The 17,692-nt window shown below is 66.5% G+C and carries 18 protein-coding genes; 1 reads left to right on the top strand and 17 read right to left on the bottom strand.

The genetic code is table 11. The features are described from left to right. Positions 1–18: 18 nt before the first annotated feature. The 3 genes from HMPREF3088_RS00790 to HMPREF3088_RS00780 are packed head-to-tail and all read right to left on the bottom strand — an operon-like array spanning position 19 to position 3,571. Positions 19–1,620: an FMN-binding glutamate synthase family protein gene (locus HMPREF3088_RS00790; protein ID WP_070757668.1), complete on the bottom strand. Its 1,602-nt coding sequence runs from the start codon at positions 1,618–1,620 to the stop codon at positions 19–21. 32 nt (positions 1,621–1,652) lie between these two features. Continuing rightward, the gene (locus tag HMPREF3088_RS00785; RefSeq protein ID WP_070757666.1) at positions 1,653–2,192 is read right to left on the bottom strand and encodes a hypothetical protein; all 540 of its coding nucleotides are present in this window, start codon (positions 2,190–2,192) and stop codon (positions 1,653–1,655) included. After that, the gene (locus tag HMPREF3088_RS00780; protein WP_070757664.1) at positions 2,192–3,571 is read right to left on the bottom strand and encodes a glycine--tRNA ligase; all 1,380 of its coding nucleotides are present in this window, start codon (positions 3,569–3,571) and stop codon (positions 2,192–2,194) included. The genes HMPREF3088_RS00785 and HMPREF3088_RS00780 overlap by 1 nt, the downstream gene beginning before the upstream one ends. A gap of 113 nt (positions 3,572–3,684) precedes the next feature. On the opposite strand from HMPREF3088_RS00780, the gene HMPREF3088_RS00775 reads away from it, so the two are divergent. Beyond that, positions 3,685–4,218 (top strand): Fur family transcriptional regulator, encoded by a 534-nt coding sequence (locus HMPREF3088_RS00775; RefSeq protein WP_070757662.1) that lies wholly within the window; start codon positions 3,685–3,687, stop codon positions 4,216–4,218. Positions 4,219–4,223: 5 nt separating this feature from the next. Here HMPREF3088_RS00775 and HMPREF3088_RS00770 read toward each other — a convergent pair whose 3' ends face one another. The 14 genes from HMPREF3088_RS00770 to HMPREF3088_RS00705 form a co-directional block, all read right to left on the bottom strand. Then, complete coding sequence (locus tag HMPREF3088_RS00770; RefSeq protein ID WP_070757660.1) at positions 4,224–5,405, bottom strand: VIT1/CCC1 transporter family protein; 1,182 nt, start codon at positions 5,403–5,405, stop codon at positions 4,224–4,226. 81 nt (positions 5,406–5,486) lie between these two features. Next, positions 5,487–6,245, bottom strand: a complete 759-nt coding sequence (locus HMPREF3088_RS00765; RefSeq protein WP_012360574.1) for an isoprenyl transferase — start codon at positions 6,243–6,245, stop codon at positions 5,487–5,489. 110 nt (positions 6,246–6,355) lie between these two features. Next, positions 6,356–7,114 carry a DNA repair protein RecO gene (gene recO, locus HMPREF3088_RS00760; RefSeq protein ID WP_015381768.1) on the bottom strand — a complete coding sequence of 253 codons (759 nt, stop codon included), beginning with the start codon at positions 7,112–7,114 and terminating at the stop codon, positions 6,356–6,358. 30 nt (positions 7,115–7,144) lie between these two features. Next, positions 7,145–7,564 (bottom strand): DUF4282 domain-containing protein, encoded by a 420-nt coding sequence (locus HMPREF3088_RS00755; protein WP_070757658.1) that lies wholly within the window; start codon positions 7,562–7,564, stop codon positions 7,145–7,147. Continuing rightward, complete coding sequence (locus HMPREF3088_RS00750; RefSeq protein ID WP_070757656.1) at positions 7,548–8,195, bottom strand: DUF4282 domain-containing protein; 648 nt, start codon at positions 8,193–8,195, stop codon at positions 7,548–7,550. Before HMPREF3088_RS00750 ends, HMPREF3088_RS00755 begins: the two co-directional genes overlap by 17 nt. A 69-nt stretch (positions 8,196–8,264) precedes the next feature. Beyond that, a complete protein-coding gene (era, locus tag HMPREF3088_RS00745) occupies positions 8,265–9,263 on the bottom strand; it encodes a GTPase Era (RefSeq protein ID WP_371441278.1) in 999 nt (332 codons plus the stop codon). 25 nt (positions 9,264–9,288) lie between these two features. Further along, on the bottom strand, positions 9,289–10,842 hold the full coding sequence (locus tag HMPREF3088_RS00740) for a hemolysin family protein (RefSeq protein WP_070757652.1): 1,554 nt from the start codon (positions 10,840–10,842) through the stop codon (positions 9,289–9,291). Next, complete coding sequence (ybeY, locus tag HMPREF3088_RS00735; protein ID WP_210398558.1) at positions 10,843–11,430, bottom strand: rRNA maturation RNase YbeY; 588 nt, start codon at positions 11,428–11,430, stop codon at positions 10,843–10,845. It lies immediately after the preceding gene. Further along, positions 11,430–12,482 carry a PhoH family protein gene (locus HMPREF3088_RS00730; protein ID WP_070757648.1) on the bottom strand — a complete coding sequence of 351 codons (1,053 nt, stop codon included), beginning with the start codon at positions 12,480–12,482 and terminating at the stop codon, positions 11,430–11,432. The genes ybeY and HMPREF3088_RS00730 overlap by 1 nt, the downstream gene beginning before the upstream one ends. A gap of 7 nt (positions 12,483–12,489) precedes the next feature. Then, complete coding sequence (locus tag HMPREF3088_RS00725) at positions 12,490–13,245, bottom strand: 16S rRNA (uracil(1498)-N(3))-methyltransferase (RefSeq protein WP_070757646.1); 756 nt, start codon at positions 13,243–13,245, stop codon at positions 12,490–12,492. 96 nt (positions 13,246–13,341) lie between these two features. Continuing rightward, the gene (gene dnaJ / locus HMPREF3088_RS00720) at positions 13,342–14,484 is read right to left on the bottom strand and encodes a molecular chaperone DnaJ (protein WP_070757644.1); all 1,143 of its coding nucleotides are present in this window, start codon (positions 14,482–14,484) and stop codon (positions 13,342–13,344) included. A 46-nt stretch (positions 14,485–14,530) separates the two neighbouring features. After that, complete coding sequence (gene hrcA, locus HMPREF3088_RS00715) at positions 14,531–15,583, bottom strand: heat-inducible transcriptional repressor HrcA (protein ID WP_246817966.1); 1,053 nt, start codon at positions 15,581–15,583, stop codon at positions 14,531–14,533. 70 nt (positions 15,584–15,653) lie between these two features. Next, the gene (gene hemW, locus HMPREF3088_RS00710; RefSeq protein ID WP_070757640.1) at positions 15,654–16,919 is read right to left on the bottom strand and encodes a radical SAM family heme chaperone HemW; all 1,266 of its coding nucleotides are present in this window, start codon (positions 16,917–16,919) and stop codon (positions 15,654–15,656) included. 6 nt (positions 16,920–16,925) lie between these two features. Next, entirely contained in the window at positions 16,926–17,633 is a 708-nt protein-coding gene (locus HMPREF3088_RS00705; RefSeq protein WP_070757638.1) for a hypothetical protein, read from the bottom strand. Between the last annotated feature and the right edge of the window lie 59 nt (positions 17,634–17,692).

The raw sequence follows: 17,692 nt of genomic DNA, 5'->3' as shown, positions 1-17,692 counted from the left end.
CCACGGGGCGTTTAACCCCTAGACGCTGCCGATGTTGCCCTCGGCGAAGAAGTGGTGCCCCGGGCGGCGCACACGGCCCTGCACCGGCGGCAGCATCGAGTACTGGTCGTAAGTCGCGCGGTCGTAGTCACGCTGCCAGTCGTCCGGAGCCTTGCCTTCCAGCAGGCTGCCCGGCTCGAGCCACGGGTAAAGATCCTCGTACGGGCGGGCCTGGGTCTGGTCCACGCGGCGCACCAGGTGGCCGGGTCCCAGCTGGCTGACGTCATGCAGACCCATGGCTCCCAGAATGCGAGTGGTGGACTTCAGCGTATTGCGGTGGTAGTTCGCCACACGCTCGGCCTTGCTGTCCACGTCCAGGCCGCGGGAGAGCCACGGGTTCTGGGTGGCCACACCAGTCGGGCAGGTATTGTCGTGGCACTTCTTGGCCTGGATGCAGCCTGCGGCCATCATCATGCCGCGGGCGGACATCGTGAAGTCCGCGCCGATCGCGAGGCGGCGGATGATGTCCGCGCCACCGACGACCTTGCCGGCCGCGCCGACGGCGACCTGGTCGCGCAGACCCGTGCCCACCAGGGCATTGTGGACGATCATCAGGCCCTCGGTCAGCGGGGTGCCCACGCGGTCCAGGAACTCCAGCGGGGCCGCGCCCGTGCCGCCCTCGGCACCGTCGACGGTGATCCAATCCGGCGCGGTCTTCGCCTTGAGCATCGCCTTACACAGGGAGAGCACCTCGTGGCGGGAACCCACGCAGAACTTGATACCCACCGGCTTGCCATTGGCCAGGCGGCGCAGCTTCTTGACGAAGTGCATCAGCTCCAGCGGGGTGTCGAACTCGGAGTGCCACGCCGGGGAGAGGCAGTCCTGCCCCTCCTCGATGCCACGGGCCTCGGCGATCTCCGCGGTGACCTTGTGGCCCGGCAGCATGCCGCCCATGCCCGGCTTCGCGCCTTGGCTGAGCTTGATGAGGATGCCCTTGACCTCTGGGTAGTTCGCCTTGACGCGGAACTGCTCCGGGTCGAAGTGGCCGTCCTCGGTGCGGCAGCCGAAGTAGCTGGAGCCGATCTCCCAGATCAGGTCCGCGCCGTACTCCAGGTGGTACTTGGTCAGCCCACCCTCGCCGGTCTCCTGGATGAATCCGCCCATCGCCGCGCCCTTGTTCATGGCGAGCACAGCGTTGGCAGACAGGGAGCCGAAGGACATCGAGGAGATGTTGAACAGGGAGATGTCATAGGGCTGGGTGCACTCCGGGCCGCCGAGGCGCACGAGTGGCGCATCGGTGCGGGCCGGCACCGGGTGGGTGGAGTGCAGCAGGTGGTCGCGGCCCGGCACAAAGAGGTCGCGCTGGGTACCGAAGGCCTCCTCCGCCGGGATGTTCTTCGCGTTCTGGTAGACCATCGTGCGGGTCACGCGGTCGAACGGGCGGCCGTCGGTGTTGGACTCGACGAAGTACTGCTGGATCTCCGGGCGGATGGATTCCATCATCCAGCGGGCGCGGCCCAGGACCGGGTAGTTACGGCGAATAGCGTGCTTTGGCTGGATGATGTCCACCGCCGCAACGGCAGAGGCGGCCAGTGCCCCGTACTTCACCGCTTTACGGATGAGTTTGCGACCACTTGGCATTGATGATGCTCCTTAAGAATTTTATTCTTCGGCTAGGTGGTGAACCAGACGACAATCGCGATGACCACGCAAATGGCCAGCGCCATCGTCAACATCCCCGTGGTTCGAACCACTCGAGTTTCCAGGGTACGCCGGGCAACCCAGGATACGAAGACCTGGACATCCAGCGGCAGCTTCTCCCCCGGCCCTTCGAACTCCACGTGGAGGTTGCGCAGGCCCCGGTTGTCGGAACTGTACTGCCCCGCCTTCTCGCCATCGATGTCGAGGACGAAGTTGCGTCGGGATTCAGCAATGATTCCGATTTCGTGGCGGTCCGCGTTGATGGTCACCCGGTCCGCGGTGTGGAACTTATCGCTGTTCCCCTTCGCCGTCCAGGTGCCCGTCGGGGTCTCCGCCTGTGCCTCCGGTCCCTCGTCGGCGGTGAGCCGCCAGGTGTCGCCGCCGAAGCGGATATGTTGTACCCCGCGCTCGTCGGCGAACTCCGCGATGCGGTCCATGTCATCCGCCGGGCCGGCGTAGATCGGGAAGGTGTGCCCGTCGCTGGGCACGCCCCATCGGATGTCGCTGTTCATTAGCAGCCAGCCAGGCGCTGTGCGAGGTAGCCCTCGAGCTCGTCGATGGCGACGCGCTCCTGCTCCATCGTGTCGCGCTCGCGGACGGTGACGGCGTTGTCTTCCAGGGTGTCGAAGTCAACGGTCACGCAGTACGGGGTGCCGATCTCGTCCTGACGACGGTAACGGCGGCCGATGGCACCGGAGGTGTCGTAGTCGATGTTCCACAGACCGCGCAGCTTGTCAGCGATCTTCTCCGCCGTCGGGGTCAGGGTCTCCTTCTTCGACAGCGGCAAGACGGCGACCTTCACCGGGGACAGGCGCGGGTCCAGCTTCAGGACGGTGCGGGTGTCGGTGCCGCCCTTAGCGTTCGGCACCTCCTCCTCGGTGTAGGCGTCGACGAGGAAGGCCATCAGGGAGCGGCCCAGGCCGGCGGCCGGCTCGATGACGTACGGGATCCAGCGCTCTTCCTTCTGCTGGTCGTAGTAGGACAGATCCTCGCCGGAACCCTCGGAGTGGGTCTTCAGGTCGTAGTCCGTGCGGTTGGCGACACCCTCGAGCTCGCCCCACTTGGAGCCGGTGAAGTGGAAGGCGTACTCGACGTCCACGGTGCGCTTGGCGTAGTGGGACAGCTCGTCCTCGGTGTGCTCGCGCAGGCGCAGGTTCTCGCGGTCGATACCCAGGTTGACGTACCAGTTCAGGCGCTGCTCGATCCAGTACTCCTGCCACTCCTCGTCGGTGCCCGGCTCGACGAAGAACTCCATCTCCATCTGCTCGAACTCGCGGGTACGGAAGATGAAGTTGCCCGGGGTGATCTCGTTGCGGAAGGACTTACCGATCTGGGCGATACCGAACGGTGGCTTCTGGCGGGAGGAGTTCATGACGTTCTTGAACTGCGTGAAGATACCCTGTGCGGTCTCCGGACGCAGGTAGGCCAGGCCTTCCTTATCGTCGACCGGGCCCAGGTAGGTCTTCATCAGGCCGGAGAAGGCGCGCGGCTCGGTCCACTTGCCCGGCTGGCCGGTCTCCGGGTCGTTGATGTCGGCCAGGCCGTTTGCCGGCGGGTGGCCGTGCTTCTCCTCGTAGGCCTCCAGCAGGTGGTCGGCGCGGTAACGCTTGTGGGTGTAGAGGGACTCGACCAGTGGGTCGGTGAAGACGTCCACGTGACCGGAGACCTCCCACACGCGGCGCGGGAGGATGACGGAGCTGTCCAGGCCGACGACGTCGCCGCGGCTGGTCACCATCGAACGCCACCACTGGCGCTTGATGTTCTCCTTGAGCTCCACGCCCAGCGGGCCGTAATCCCACGCAGAGCGGGTACCGCCGTAAATCTCACCACAGGGGTAAACCAGGCCGCGACGCTTCGCGAGGTTGACAACGGCATCTACTTTTCCTGCCATGCTGGGACGCTCTCCTTTAAAAACGAACTCTGTTCTGCAATTTCTTGCACTGTTGCGCGACGTGCATTCCTGGGCACCAGGGCAGTCGCTTACCAGAGGCCATCTTAACCGATATGGCAATTCGGCGTTTCAGTGCGCCCCCTCCCCACCGAAGCACCCCCAGACTCACTATTGACAACTTATTGAAAATCAGCGTCGGCAGGGCTAGGCTTCGATTCATGGTCAGCAAGAACTCCACCGGCGGAATCAACATCGGTCAACGCAACACCCGGCAGCGCGCGGCGGTCGTCGCCATGCTCGAACAGGTTGAGGAGTTCGCCAGCGCCCAGGACATCCACGCGCGCCTCGTCGCGGCCGGCGAGAAGGTTGGGCTCACCACGGTCTACCGCACCCTGCAGCAGATGTCCGCGATGGGGGCGATCGACACACTCAACAACGAGTCCGGGGAAACCCTCTACCGGCACTGCGCCATGGACACCCACCACCATCACTTGGTGTGCAACGAGTGCCGCACCACCGTGGAGATCGACGGCGGCCCGGTGGAGGATTGGGCCCGCGACGTCGCAAAGAAGTACGGATTCCGCAAGACCGGCCACACCGCGGACATCTTCGGCCTCTGCGCCGATTGCGCCGCCAAGCAGGCCTAGAAGTTTTAGACGCTGACGTCGAAGAAGGAACCCAGCCCGTAGGTCACCGCAGCGGCCCCGGCACCGATCGCCAGCTGGCGGAACGCGCGCTTAGCCGGGGAGGCACCCGAGAGCAGGCCCACGATCCCGCCGGTCAGCAGCAGCGCCAGGCCCACCAGCACGCAGGCGATCACCGCCGCGCTCAACCCCTCCGCACCAAAGAGGTACGGCAGCACCGGCACGATCGCGCCCAGGGAGAACAGCAGGAAGCTCGACACCGCGGCGGAGACCGGAGAGCCCGTGGACTCCTCGTCCCCCTTCTCTGCCTCCGCCGAATCCCCGTGACGAGGGGACTCGTGAGCCGGATCCTCGTGGGTCAATCCCACGTCCACGGCCGGGGAGGAAAGAATCTCCTCGAAGACCCGCTGCGCCTTCGCCCGGGCCTCCTCTGGCGCCATGCCGCGGGCGCGGTAGACCAGCTCCAGCTCGTTTTCCCGCACGTCCAGCTTGGGCACCGCCCCCGCCGTGTCTTCCGCCGGGGCGTTGGCGGCGAGCAGCTCCTGCTGGCTAGACACCGAAACGTATTCGCCGGCCGCCATGGACAGCGCACCGGCAAGCAGCCCGGCAATGCCGGTCACCAACACCACGTTGGAGGGGGCGCCGGTACCCACCATGCCGAGCACCAGCGCGAGGTTCGACACTAGCCCGTCGTTGGCGCCGAAGATCGCTGCCCGGAAGTCCCCCGACATCCGTGCCCGGCCACGCGCCGCCAGACCGCGGACAACCTCGGCGTGAATGGCCTCGTCCGCGAGGATGGAATCCGCCGCGTCGATATCCGCCACCCCGCTGCGGCGTTCCTCAGCCGACTGCAGCAGCGCAAGCACGAAGACCGAACCGAAGCGCTCCGCCAAGAAGGCGTGCACCCGGGTGCTGAAACTGGCCTTCTGCGGCAGGCCAACGTACTCGCCCAGCCGGGCGCGCCAATAGGCCTCGTGCCGGGCCTCCGCCTCAGCCAGGCCGAGCAGGATCTCGCGCTCCTCCCCCGTCTTCTTGCGCGCCAGCTCGCGGTAGACGGCCCCCTCCGCCCGCTCGTCGGCGAGATAGCGCCGCCACGTGGCGATCTGCTTCTTGGTCGGCTGCTCCACTGGTTGCTCAGCCGACAGCTCGGCAGGCTGCTCGTTGGGCCGCTGATCCGGCTGATCAACCACGAACCATCACGCCTTCCTCACGCCGCGGCGGCGACGTCCTAAAAAAATCAGAGAAGCGGAAAAGAAAACCAGAGAGCAATCCTACTTCACGCCACCGAAACGGCGATCCCGCGAAGCGAACTCCCAGATCGCCCCGCGCAGGTGAGCCGGGGTGTAGTCCGGGAAGAGCACCTGCTGGTAGACCATCTCCGCGTAGGCCGACTGCCAGATCAAAAAATTGCTGGTCCGCTGCTCCCCCGACGGGCGCAGGAACAGGTCCACATCCGGCATGTCGGGCTCGTCGAGGTAGCGGGAAAAATCCTTCTCCGAGACATCCCGGGGCTTGATCCGCCCCTGATTCGCCTCCGCCACCAGGGCCTTCGCCGCATCCGCGATCTCCGCGCGGCCGCCGTAGTTGATGCACATGTACAGCGTCATCCGGGTGTTGTGCTTCGTCTGCTCCTCCGCGCGCTCCAGCTCGCTAATCACCGAGCGCCACAGACGCGGTCGGCGGCCCACCCAACGGATCCGCACCCCGAGGGAATCCAGGTAATCGCGCTGTTTGCGCAGCACATCGCGGTTGAAGCCCATGAGGAAGCGCACCTCCTCGGCCGAGCGCCGCCAGTTCTCCGTGGAGAAAGCATAGGCGGAGAGCGCCTCGACACCCAGCTCCAGGCACTCCTCCACCAGGCTGATCAGCACCGACTCCCCGCGCTTGTGCCCCTCGGTCCGTGCCAGGCCGCGCTCCTGCGCCCAGCGACCGTTGCCGTCCATGACCAGCGCGATGTGCCGCGGCACAAGCCCGGTGGGCAGGCTGGCGATCTGTTCTCGGGTTGCGGTTTCGTTCTTCACAACAGCCATTGTGCCAGCCCCGCTCCGCGGATCCGTTATCCCCTCCCGCGGTCACCCCGTTGTTGTGGGGACGACGCCACCGGCTGGCGGATGATTCTTCCCGGCCGGGTCCGATCGGTTCACAGGGCCGCGTAGGCCGGGCAGGCGACCTCTAGCTGCTGGCGGACGTGTGCCAGCAGCAGTTCGTGGGCCACCCGCACATTGCCGGGATTGGCCGCGACCTGGGCGGCCACTGCCAGCCGATCGTGAGCCAGCAGCCACAGCAGGCGCACCGCCTCGGGCGGCGGGGTGGCCGAACCCGGTGGGCGGCAGAGCACGCACACGCTGCCCCCGGCGCGCGGATGGAAGGCCCGGTGTGGCCCAGGACGGCCGCATTGGGCGCAGTCCACGAGGCTAGGCATCCAGCCAGCTTCTGCGAGCCCGTGGAGGACGAAGCGATCGGCCACGCTCACTGGGGGCAGCTCTGGGGTGGCTGGGTCAGTTCCGGCAAGCAGGGCGAGGCCTGCGTCCAAGCTAGAAAAGACGGCTTCGGAGGACCCTTCCGCGGTGGAGAGGATCTGGGCGAGCTCCAGCATCGCGGCCCCGGCGAAGTACTTGTCCACGTCCGCGACGATGGGGCCGGCGTAACTAGCCAGGGAGGCGGCGTCCGTGATCTTTCCCAGGCTGCGGCCCCGGTAGACCTGCACGTTGACCTTCGAGAAACGATCGAGGCGGGCCCCGAAGCGGGACTTCGTCTTGCGGATGCCCTTGGCGACCGCGCGCACCACCCCGTGACTGCGGGTCAGCAGCACGAGGATGAGGTCGGCCTCCCCCAGCTTGTAGCTGCGCAAGACGAAAGCCTCGTCCCGGAAGTTCGGGCGAGGCGAAAAAGATGACATGGCTGACAGGCTACCGCGTGAGGCAGCTACTTAGACGATGAGCTCGGGGTGCGCGTCGGAGCGGCGACGGATCCGCTGCCAGGCCGTGGCCGTCGCGGCGATGGCGGCGACCATCTCCAGGCCGACGCGCAGCAGGGCGATCTCGATGAAGGCGAGGACAGCGTAGAGCACGCCGGAAACCAGAACATTGGCCACGTTCGGCTCGAAGCTGATCTCCGGAGAGCTGGTGAAGAACTCGGAACCATCGAAGCCGTTGATGGAAATGCCCACCCCACTCAGCCCGATCATCGAACCGAAGGTCATAACCACCGCGTTCACCAGAATGATCACGATGCCCAGGATGTAGAGCACCCGGATGAAGCCGGGGGAAAGGATGCGGTCAAAGCCGAAATCCGTCAGGGTCCGGAGGAAGGCCCCCTGTTGCGCAGGCTGGTTAATTCTGCGCGCCATGGTTCTGTCCCGGGTTCTGGTTCTGCTCCTGTTCCATGGCGCGCAGGCGCTGCTCCTGGCGCGCGTCGATGGCCTGCACAGACTGGGAGGTGCGGATCAGGGACACGGCAACCTCGAGGTAGACGCGGGACAGCGCCAGCACCGCCACCGTGATCAGCACGATCGGCGGGACAGCCAGGACGAAGACCAGCAGGCTGAAGCCCAGCGGCTGACCGGAGAAGAACACGCTCACCGCACCCAGCAGCGCCAGCCCCGCGGCCACGCCGATGACCACGAAGAGCACCATGTACAGCACCTGGGCCACGCTCGGGGTGACGTAGCGGCGGAAGCTGAAGTCGAAAAGCGCGCCGAGGAAGCTGCCACCCTGCGGGTCCTGATCCGCCGGGTAGCCCGCCGACCCCGCTGCGAATGGCGCGCGTGGGGCAACGTCCACGCCAGCGTGTGCCCCAACGCCACGAGTCCCAGCACCACGAGTCCCAGCGCCGTGATCCTCGGCGCTGGGGTCCCCGGCGCTGTGGTCCATGCCCTGGCCCTGCAGGAAGGTCTCGTTGGCTTGCCGGGCCTGCTCAGGTGTCAGCTCGCCCGGGGTGCGGGGCGAGAAGTCGGAAGGTTGGTTCTCGGGGTTATCCATGTGTACTCCTTGGATGCGCGATCGCGCCGGTGTGCCGCGACGCGCCCAGTGGCCGGGCCGGGCGTGGTTTTAGAAGCCCATGCGCTCCAATGCCTTCGGGTCGGATTGCCAGTTCTTTGCCACCTTCAGGCGGACGTCCAGGTAGATGTTCTGCCCCAGCATCTCGATGATCTGGAGGCGAGAGTTGTGCACGATCCGCGACAGGCGGCGGTTGTTGCGGCCCCGCAGGATGGCCTTCTGGCCCTCCCGCTCCACGTAGATCACCGCGTGCACGTTCAGCACGCCCTCCCTGGTGGGGGACGGCAGGATCTCATCGACCTTCACAGCCACCGAGTGCGGCAGCTCGTGCTCCAGTCCGCTCAGCGCGGCCTCGCGGATCAGCTCGGCGATGCGGGTCTCGGTGTCGTCGTCGGTGACGTGGTCATCTGGGTAGAACTTCGGTCCCTCGGGCAGCTTTTCGGCGATGACGTCCACCAGGGTGTCCAGCTGGAATCCGTCCTGGGCGGACAGTGGGACGACGTCCACCTCGGCGTCGTCGAGTGCTTCGGTGAGCATGGCGTGCAGGCCGAGCAGCTGCTGGCCAACCCGGTCTTTGGAGACCTTGTCGGTCTTGGTGACGATGCCCATCAGCGGCACCTTGGGCGCGACCTGGCGGACGTTCTCCACGATCCAGCGGTCGCCGGGGCCGATCTTCTCATCGGCTGGCACGCACACACAGATCAGGTCCATGTCCACGTAGGTTTCCTTGACCACGTCGTTGAGCCGCTCGCCCAGCAGTGTGCGCGGCCGGTGCAGGCCCGGGGTGTCCACGACGACGATCTGGGCCTTCGGGCGATGCACGAGCCCACGGATCGGGTGGCGGGTGGTTTCCGGCTGATCGGCCGTGATGGCGATCTTCTCCCCAACCAGGGCATTGGTCAGCGTGGATTTACCGGTATTCGGCCGGCCCACGAAGCTCACGAAGCCGGAGCGGAAGCCCTCGGGCGTGTCGAAGCCGAGCCCAGCACCCGCACCGTCGGCAGCGGGGCTGCCTGCTGTTGGGTTGGCAGCGGCATCGGCGGGGAGCATCGACTCATCGGGGAAGTTCATCTCGCTAGTCACCCTCCCCATTCTGCCCTACTGCAGGCCGCGGGGCGGAATCATCGCGTCGCGGGGCAGCCTCGCCGGAACCGGACGGGCCCACCGCCTCGGCGCTATCCGCATCGGGCTGTTCCTCCCCCGGGTCCACCCGGCTGACGACCGCGGACTTCACGATGTAGCGCCCCCTCTTGTTATGACCGCCCTCGAAGACCAGGTGCAGCCCGGCGGTGGTGATCTCCGCCCCCGGCATCGGCACCTTGCCCAGCTCCAGGGCGCCCAGCCCAGCCACGGTGTCGGCCTGGTCGTGCTGCTCCTCGCTGAATTCGATCTCCGTGGCCCGCTCCGGAATCCAGCTGCGGTCCTCCCAGGAGCCTTCTCCGCCGCGTTCCTCGTGGTCTGCCTCCCCATTTCCAGGCTCGCCACGGGAGGGGTTCCTCGGCTCCCCGTGGTGTCCGCCCTCGTAGCGCTGCTCGCGGAAAAGCTCCTCCAGCTCCCCCAGGGAAAGCCGGGAGCTGACCCGGTAGCGGCCATCGCCCAGGTCCTCGATCGGCAGGTCCTCGTCGGCGTCGTACTCGTCGGAGATCTCGCCGACGATCTCCTCCAGGATGTCCTCGATGGAGATCAGGCCCGCGACCGCGCCGTACTCGTCAACCAGCATCGTCAGGTGCACCTGGTCCCGCTGCATGTCCTCGAGCAGGTCGGTGAGCATCCGGGAATCGGGGACGAAATTCGGCTTGCGCATCACCTCGGTCACCGGGGTGTGACGGCCGGCGTCCTGGTCGTGGTACGTCTGCGCGACCAGGTCCTTCAAGTAGACGATGCCGACGATGTCGTCGACGTCCTCGCCGATCACCGGAAGCCGGGACAGCCCCGAGCGCACGCACAGGCTCGTCGCCTGCCCGGCGGACTTGGTGTCCTCGATCCACACCATCTCCGTGCGGGGCACCATCACCGCGCGCGCAGTCGTATTCGTCAGATCGAAAACAGACTGGATCATCCGACGCTCGTCGGTCTCCACGATCCCGCGCTCCGTCGCGATGTCCACCATCTCTCGCAACTCAATCTCCGAGGCGAACGGGCCATCCCTAAAGCCACGGCCCGGGGAGAGCACCGAACCGGCGCGCACCAACCCGCGGGCGAGAAAACCGAAGACCCGGTTCACCCCTAGCAGGAGCGGGGCCGCCGCCAGGGAGATGGAGTAGGGGTTTTGACGTCCCAAAGTACGAGACAGCACGCCGATGACGACGAAGTTGATGAGCGCCGTCAGCAGGATCGCGGCAAGCAGAGACCAAACGTGTAGGCCGAAAGCCTCGACGAACACCGCGGCCATCAGCGCCGTGCCCGTGACCTCGCACAGGGTGCGCAGCAGGACGAGCAGGTTGATGTGCTCCGCGCGGCGGGCCATGACCTTCGCCAAGCGGCGAGCCCCCGGGCGCTCGTCCTTCACCAGCGATTCGACCCGCGCCGGAGAGAGCGAGGATAGTGCTGTCTCAGCAAGGGAGAACATCGCGCCGACCGCGAGCGCGAGGATCAGGCCAATAGTGCCAGCTATTATCCAGGAGTCCATTTACTTCGGCTCGGTTTCTGGTCCTGTGCTGAAGGAGCTGCCGGAGCCGGTGTCGTCGCGGTCGGCCGCGCTCGGGAAGGCTGCAGCACCGCTTGGCTTCGGGCCGAACTTCACGCCGCGCTCCTCCTGGGAGTCGTACCAATTCGCCAGGACCTCGTTCTGGATGGAGAACATCTGCTGCTCCTCCTCCGGGGTCACGTGGTCGAAGCCCAGCAGGTGCAGCACGCCGTGCACGGTCAGCAAGTCCAGCTCGTGGGCCAGGGAGTGGCCGGCGCGCTCGGCCTGCCCCTTCGCGAAACTCGGGCAGAGCATGATGTCGCCCAGCATCGCCGGGGAGGTCGGCGGGCCGTCCTTGCGGCCCCAGCCCGGGGTCAGCTCATCCATCGGGAAGCTCATCACGTCCGTCGGACCCGGCAGGTTCAGCCAGCGCAGGTGGAGGTCGGCGATGGTCTCCTCGTCCACGATGTGGATGGACAGCTCCGCGCTGGAGTGGACGTCCATGGTCCACAGCGTGTAGCGGGCGACGTCGATCAGCTCTTCCTCGTTGATCTCGCCCCAGCCGGATTCGTTAAAAACCTCGATGCTCACTAGCGGGTTCTCCATTCCTGTTCTTCTTCACGGTCCAAGCGGGCGAGCTCCTCTTCAGCCTCGAAGCGCTCATAGGCGTCCACGATGCGGGTCACCAGGCGGTGCCGGACGACGTCGTTGCTGCTGAGCTCGGCGAACCGGATGCCGTCCACCCCATCCAGGATCTCCTGGCTGGCGGCCAGGCCGCTGCGCTGTTTCTTCGGCAGGTCCACCTGGGTCAGGTCGCCGGTGATGACCATCTTCGACCCGAAACCCAGCCGGGTGAGGAACATCTTCATCTGCGCGGGCGTTGTGTTCTGAGCCTCGTCCAGGATGACGAAGCTGTTGTTCAGCGTGCGGCCACGCATATAGGCCAGCGGGGCGACCTCAATGACGCCGGATTCCATGAGTCGCGGGATGATCTCGGGGTCCACCATCTCCCGCAGCGCGTCGTGGAGGGGGCGCAGGTAGGGGTCGATCTTGTCGCCCAGGGTGCCGGGCAGGAAACCGAGGTTCTCCCCCGCCTCCACTGCTGGCCGGGTCAGGATGATCCGGGTGACCTCCTTGGCCTGCAGCGCTTGCACTGCCTTGGCCATCGCCAGGTAGGTCTTGCCCGTGCCTGCGGGGCCGAGCCCAAAGACGACCGAGTAGTTGTCGATGGCCTCGACGTATTCTTCCTGGCCAAGGGTCTTCGGCCGCACCGCCTTGCCGCGGTAGCTGACGATGGGGGCAGCCTTGTAGTTCAGCGCCGCGCCCTGCTCGTCGAGCATTTCGATGATGCGGCGAGTGACGTCCGGGGTGACGGCCTGGCCGTGATCAGCGATGGCGGCCATCTCCATCAGGATCTTGCGGGTGCGGCTCACCTCGCTGGCCTCGCCTCGCAAGACCAGGTGGTTGCCTCTGGTCAGGATGTCTGCGTCGACGGCGTCTTCGACGATCCTGAGATTCTCATCTGCTGGACCGGAGATGGCCAGCACGGCTTCTGGGGGAAGTTCGAGGGTGGAGCTGGCGACTCGCGGGCGTGGTGATTGCGCTGCGTGGGCTCCGTGGGTGCGGACATTATGAGGAACCATATGGGCTTTATCCTACCGCGCCCCAGCGGTCCGTGAGGGCGCCAATCGCACCCAGCGCCACCGCGCCGGCGGTGGCCGTGCGCAGCACCTCGGGGCCGAGGACGACCGCTTGGCCGCCGAGCTCCTCGAGGGTCGCCAGCTCCTCCGGAGCGATGCCGCCCTCTGGCCCGATGACCAGGACGATGTCCTCTACATCGGCAGCACCCTCAACGAAGGTGCGGAAGCTGCCGCGGGCGTCCTCGTGAAGCATCCCGAGGCGCGCGGTGCTCGCGGGGCTCGCTAGCCCCGGCACCAGCTTCGGTAGGTCGGTGAGATTGCGCAACAGCCCGGTGATCTCGGGAAGAACGAGCCGACGGGACTGCTTGGTGGCCGCGAACGCGGTTTTCTCCCAGCGAGCCAGCGCCTTATCTTCCTTCTTGTCCCAGCGGGCGATGCAGCGGCTGGCCGCCCATGGGATGATGCGATCCGCCCCAGCCTGGACCATCAGATCCACCGCCAGCTCGGAGCGGTCGGACTTCGGCAACGCTTGAACGATCGTCACCCGAGGACTGGGTTGCGGCAACTCCAGCAGCTCCGAAACGTGCACTCCCGCAGACGAGAACGTGCCGCGCACAGCGGTGGCGGCACCGTCACTGACGATGACCGCCTCCCCGTCGGCAATGCGCTTGACCTGGCTGTGCCGCGCCTCTGCCCCGGTAAGCTGAACGGAATCACCGACCGCGACACCCTGAGGCAGGGGCTGGATGAACACTGATTCTGTCACTAGATTCTTTCCGCTTCTTCCGCTGGTGGCTCGGCTGGTTGAGCCGGTGCACGGATGCTTGAGCTAGGTCGGCCTTATCGGCCTTATTGCGCCGCTTTAGGCGCGGGAGAAGTGCTTGCGCAGCCGGGAGAACAGGCCGCTGTGCTGTCCACCCTTCGTGTTCACGGCCACGTCCTCCTTGGAGTGGTCGCGCAGCTGCTCCAGCAGTTCCCGCTGCTTGTGGCTCAGGTTGGTCGGCACGGTGACGTCCACGTGGACGATCAGGTTGCCGTGGCCCTCGCGGCGCAGGTGCGGCATGCCCTGGCCAGACAGGCGGATCTGCTCGTCCGGCTGAGTGCCGGCCGGGATCTCCACCGACTCATTGCTGCCATCCAGCAGCTCCAGCGAGGTCTTCGTCCCCAGCGCGGCGTCCACTGCCGGGACGGAGATGGTGACGTGCAGGTTATCGCCCTCGCGGATAAACATCGGGTGCTCCTCGGCCTGGACCTCGATGTAGAGGTCACCGGCCGGGCCGCCGCCCGGGCCGACCTCGCCCTCACCGGTCATGCGGATGCGCATGCCGTCGGAAATACCGGCCGGGATATTCACCGCGATGTCCCGGCGAGCGCGCACCCGGCCATCGCCCTGGCAGTTCTCGCACGGATCCTCAATAATCTCGCCGGTGCCGCCGCAGCGGTGGCACGGGCGGGCGACCTGCACGCGGCCCAGGATGGAGTTCTGAACCTCCATGACCTGGCCCTGCCCGTGACAGGTGGGGCAGCCTACCGGCTCAGACTTGGACTGCGACCCCGTCCCCTCGCAAGGCTCGCACAGCACCGCGGTGTCCACGGTGACCTCGTGCTTGATGCCGGAGTAGATCTCCTCCAGGCTCAGCGAGATGCGCAGCAGCGCATCGTTGCCGCGGCGCACACGGGGGACGCGCTGGCCCGCTCCCCCGCCGCCACCGCCGAAGAAGGCGTCGAAGATATCGCCCAGTCCGCCGGTGCCGAATCCACCGCCGCCGCCCGGCTGGCCGAAGCCCGGCTCCTCTGGGTCGCCACCGGCGTCCACAATCTGGCGCTTCTGCGGGTCAAGGAGAACCTCTTGGGCAAGGGTTGCCTCCCGAAACTTCTCCGCCGCGTCCTCGGACGGGTTGACGTCCGGGTGGTACTTGCGGGCGACCTTGCGATAAGCCTTCTTGATCTCCGAATCGGTGGCGTTATGGTCCACGCCAAGAATGCCGTAATAGTCACGGGCCACGGTGAGTTTTATCCCCTTTGCTCGCTATCGAAACCAAACTTGCAGTCTACTCCCCGGCCAGAATCCGGGATACATAGTGCGCCACTGCGGTCACCTTAGACATCGTGCCGGGGTAGTCCAAGTGGGTTGGGCCCAGCACACCGAGCCCGCCCATGACCGCGTTTTCCGCGCCGTAACCGGTGGAGATCACCGAGGCGCTGCGCAGCTCTTCGTCCTCGTTTTCCTCGCCGATGCTGACCTGGATACCCATGTCGCGGACCCCAGAGAGGAGTTTGAGAACGACGACCTGTTCTTCCAACGCTTCGAGCACCGGGGTTAATTCCCCCACCCGGGCGATATTCGGGGTCCCAGCGAGGATGAGCCGGTCGTTGGGGCGCTCCACCATGGTCTCCATCAGCACGGTCGCCACCGCGATCAGGGCCGGCCGCAGCTCCGCGGGCACCGTCTTCGACCGGGCCTCCTGGGCTAGGGAGGCGATCTTCGCGCAGGCCTCCTCCAGGGTCAGCCCGACGACGCTGTGGTTCACCAAGTCGCGGACGCGCGGCAGGTCGGACTCGGCGAGCGGTTCCGCGAGGTCGACGTTGCGCTGGTCGACCCGCCCGGTGTCTGTGATGAGGACGACGAGCAGGCGGTGGGTGGAAAGGTGCACGAGCTCGCAGTGCTTCACCCGGCCGATGCGCATATCCGGCAGCTGGACGACCGCCACCTGGCGGGTCAGCTGAGCCAGCAACTGAACGCTGCGGCGCAGGACGTCCTCGAGGTCCACCCCGTGCTCCAGAAAGTCCAGGATCGCTCGCCGCTCCGGCATGCTCATCGGCTTAACCGCGTGGATGCCGTCCACGAAGTGGCGGTAACCCTTCGCAGTGGGGATGCGCCCGGAGCTGGTGTGCTGTTGGGTGATGTAGCCATCCTTCTCGAGGGCGGCCATGTCGTTGCGGATCGTCGCGGAGGACACCCCCAGCTGGTGCCGGTCGAGGAGCATCTTGGAACCCACGGGCTCCTGCAGGGAGATGTAGTCCGACACAATGGCGCGCAGCACCTCGCTGCGGCGTTGCTGGGTCGACAGCGACGCGCGGTTCTTTGGCACGCGATTAGTCACGGAAAATTGCTCACCACCATCTATTCTGTTTCTCCCCCAGCCTAGGCGAAAGGCTGGATTCACTCCATGATCACTCCATGGCGAGCAGCAGATCGGTGACGATGCCGTCGACCAGGTAGCGGCCCTGCTCCGTGACCCGCAGACGCTGCGCGTTCGCGTCAACCGCGAGCAGCCCCAGGCGCTGGTAACGCTCGATTTCCGCCTCGGCTCCCGCCAGCCCGGCGAGCGCGACTCCCTCTCGCAGTCGCAGCCCCAGCATCAGGTGCTCGGTGGCCAGGTCGGCTCGGCTCAGCGGCTCGAAGGTCACCGCGGGCAGGGCGTGGCGCTGAATGAGGGCCTCCCAGTAGCGGGCGGGGTACTTGGCGTTGACCAGGCGGGTGATGCCAGAGAAGTATTCCGCTCCCACGCGCTCCGCAGCCTCGGCAGGCAGGTACTGCGCCGCCGCGTCCTCTTGTAACCGCACGCAACCGTGGGCTCCCGGGCCCGCACCCCACCACTGACCGTCTCGCCAGTAAATGAGGTTGTGCTCGCACTCCCCGCCCGGCTTGGCCCAGTTGGAAACCTCGTACCACTGGAAACCAGCTTCGACGAGGCGTTCATCGATCATGCGGTAGCGGTCGGCGTAGACGTCCTCGTCCGGAGCGGGCAGCTCCCCGCGGCGGACCTTGCGGGCCATCGCGGTGCCGTCCTCGACGATGAGGGAGTACGCGGAGACGTGGTCCACATCCGCCTCGATGACAGCGTCCACGCTGCGGGCCAGGTCCTCGTCGCGCTCGGTGGGAGTGCCATAGATCAGGTCCAGGTTCACGTGCTCGAAGCCCGCGGCCTTGGCCTCCGCCACCGCCTGCTCCGGGCGGCCGGGCGTGTGCTGGCGCTCCAGGACCTTCAGCACGTGCCCCGCCGCCGACTGCATGCCAAGGGAGATCCGGGTGAATCCCGCCTCCCGGAGGCGCGCGAAAAATTCCGGGCTCGTGGACTCCGGGTTAGCCTCCGTGGTGACCTCCGCCCCCGGGGCCAGGCCGACAGTGCGACGCACCGCGTTGAGGGCGCGCACGAGCCCATCGGCGCCCAGCATGGAGGGGGTGCCGCCGCCGAAGAACACGGTGCTCACCCCGGGGTCCGAATCCCCCTCGTAGAGTCCCCGCCGGTCCCAGGCCCCTGCTGCCAACTCGAGTTCGATCTCAAGCGCGTCGAGGTAGCCCGCCGGAGTGCGCCCCTGGGCAGAGCCCATGCTGGCAGGGTCGGCGGCCAGCTCTGCGGGGGTATAGGTGTTGAAGTCGCAATAGCCGCAGCGCGAGGCGCAGAACGGCACGTGGATATACAGCCCGCTGGTCATGCCCAGCTACACTACCCGGCCGCGGCGCTTCGTCAGTTTTGCGATGAGCTGCTCAATACGAGCCCGCTCGGCGAGGAACTGCGGCGGGGCTTCCCCGCGCATGGCTTGTGCCACGGCGGGCTGCTTGGCCACGCCCTCCTGCCAGTGCGCCACGATCTGGCGGGTGCGCTTCTCCGCCTCGTTGAAGACCTGTGGCAACAGCACGGCTTGCGCGTTGATGGCCAGGTCGGTCTGCTGAACAACCCACTCGGCGAGCTTCTCCAACTCCCCGATGAGTTCCTCATTGCGCTCGCGCAGCCACAGCCGCCAGCCGACGGTCGTCGCCATCTGTGGCCGGGCTCCGTCGTCAGCGTCCCGCGATGAGGACGTCGCCCCGGCTCCAGCCCCAGCATCCGCGGACGGTGGTGTGGGTGCACCCTTGCGCAGGAAGGACAGGGTGCGCCCGGGGTGGTGGAAAGTATTGGACATCTCGCCGCTGCGCACGCCGGAGACGAAGGCCTGGCGCAGGCCGTTGAGCTCCGCGAGCCCCGGCCGAACCTCCTTGCGCCCCTGGCGCACGACGGAGGTGAATTCGAGCAGGCAGTCCTCAACGAGCTCGCCATCCCAGTCCGCGATGGCCTGGGCAATGTGCTCGATATGTTCGGCGATTTCATCGCCGATGTCGTAGATGTTCTGGGTGAGGTCGCGCACGCGCAGCGACGCATCGTAGTGCACGTGACCTCCCTTTTTTTCGCTTCGTCCACGACAACCGGCACTTCGCCTTCTAGCTTCCG

The sequence above is a fragment of the Corynebacterium sp. HMSC22B11 genome, assembly GCF_001815965.1.
In the GTDB taxonomy this organism is placed as follows: Bacteria; Actinomycetota; Actinomycetes; order Mycobacteriales; family Mycobacteriaceae; genus Corynebacterium.
The sequence above is the reverse complement of the archived record's forward strand: the minus strand, read 5'-3'. Positions and strand labels throughout refer to the sequence as shown.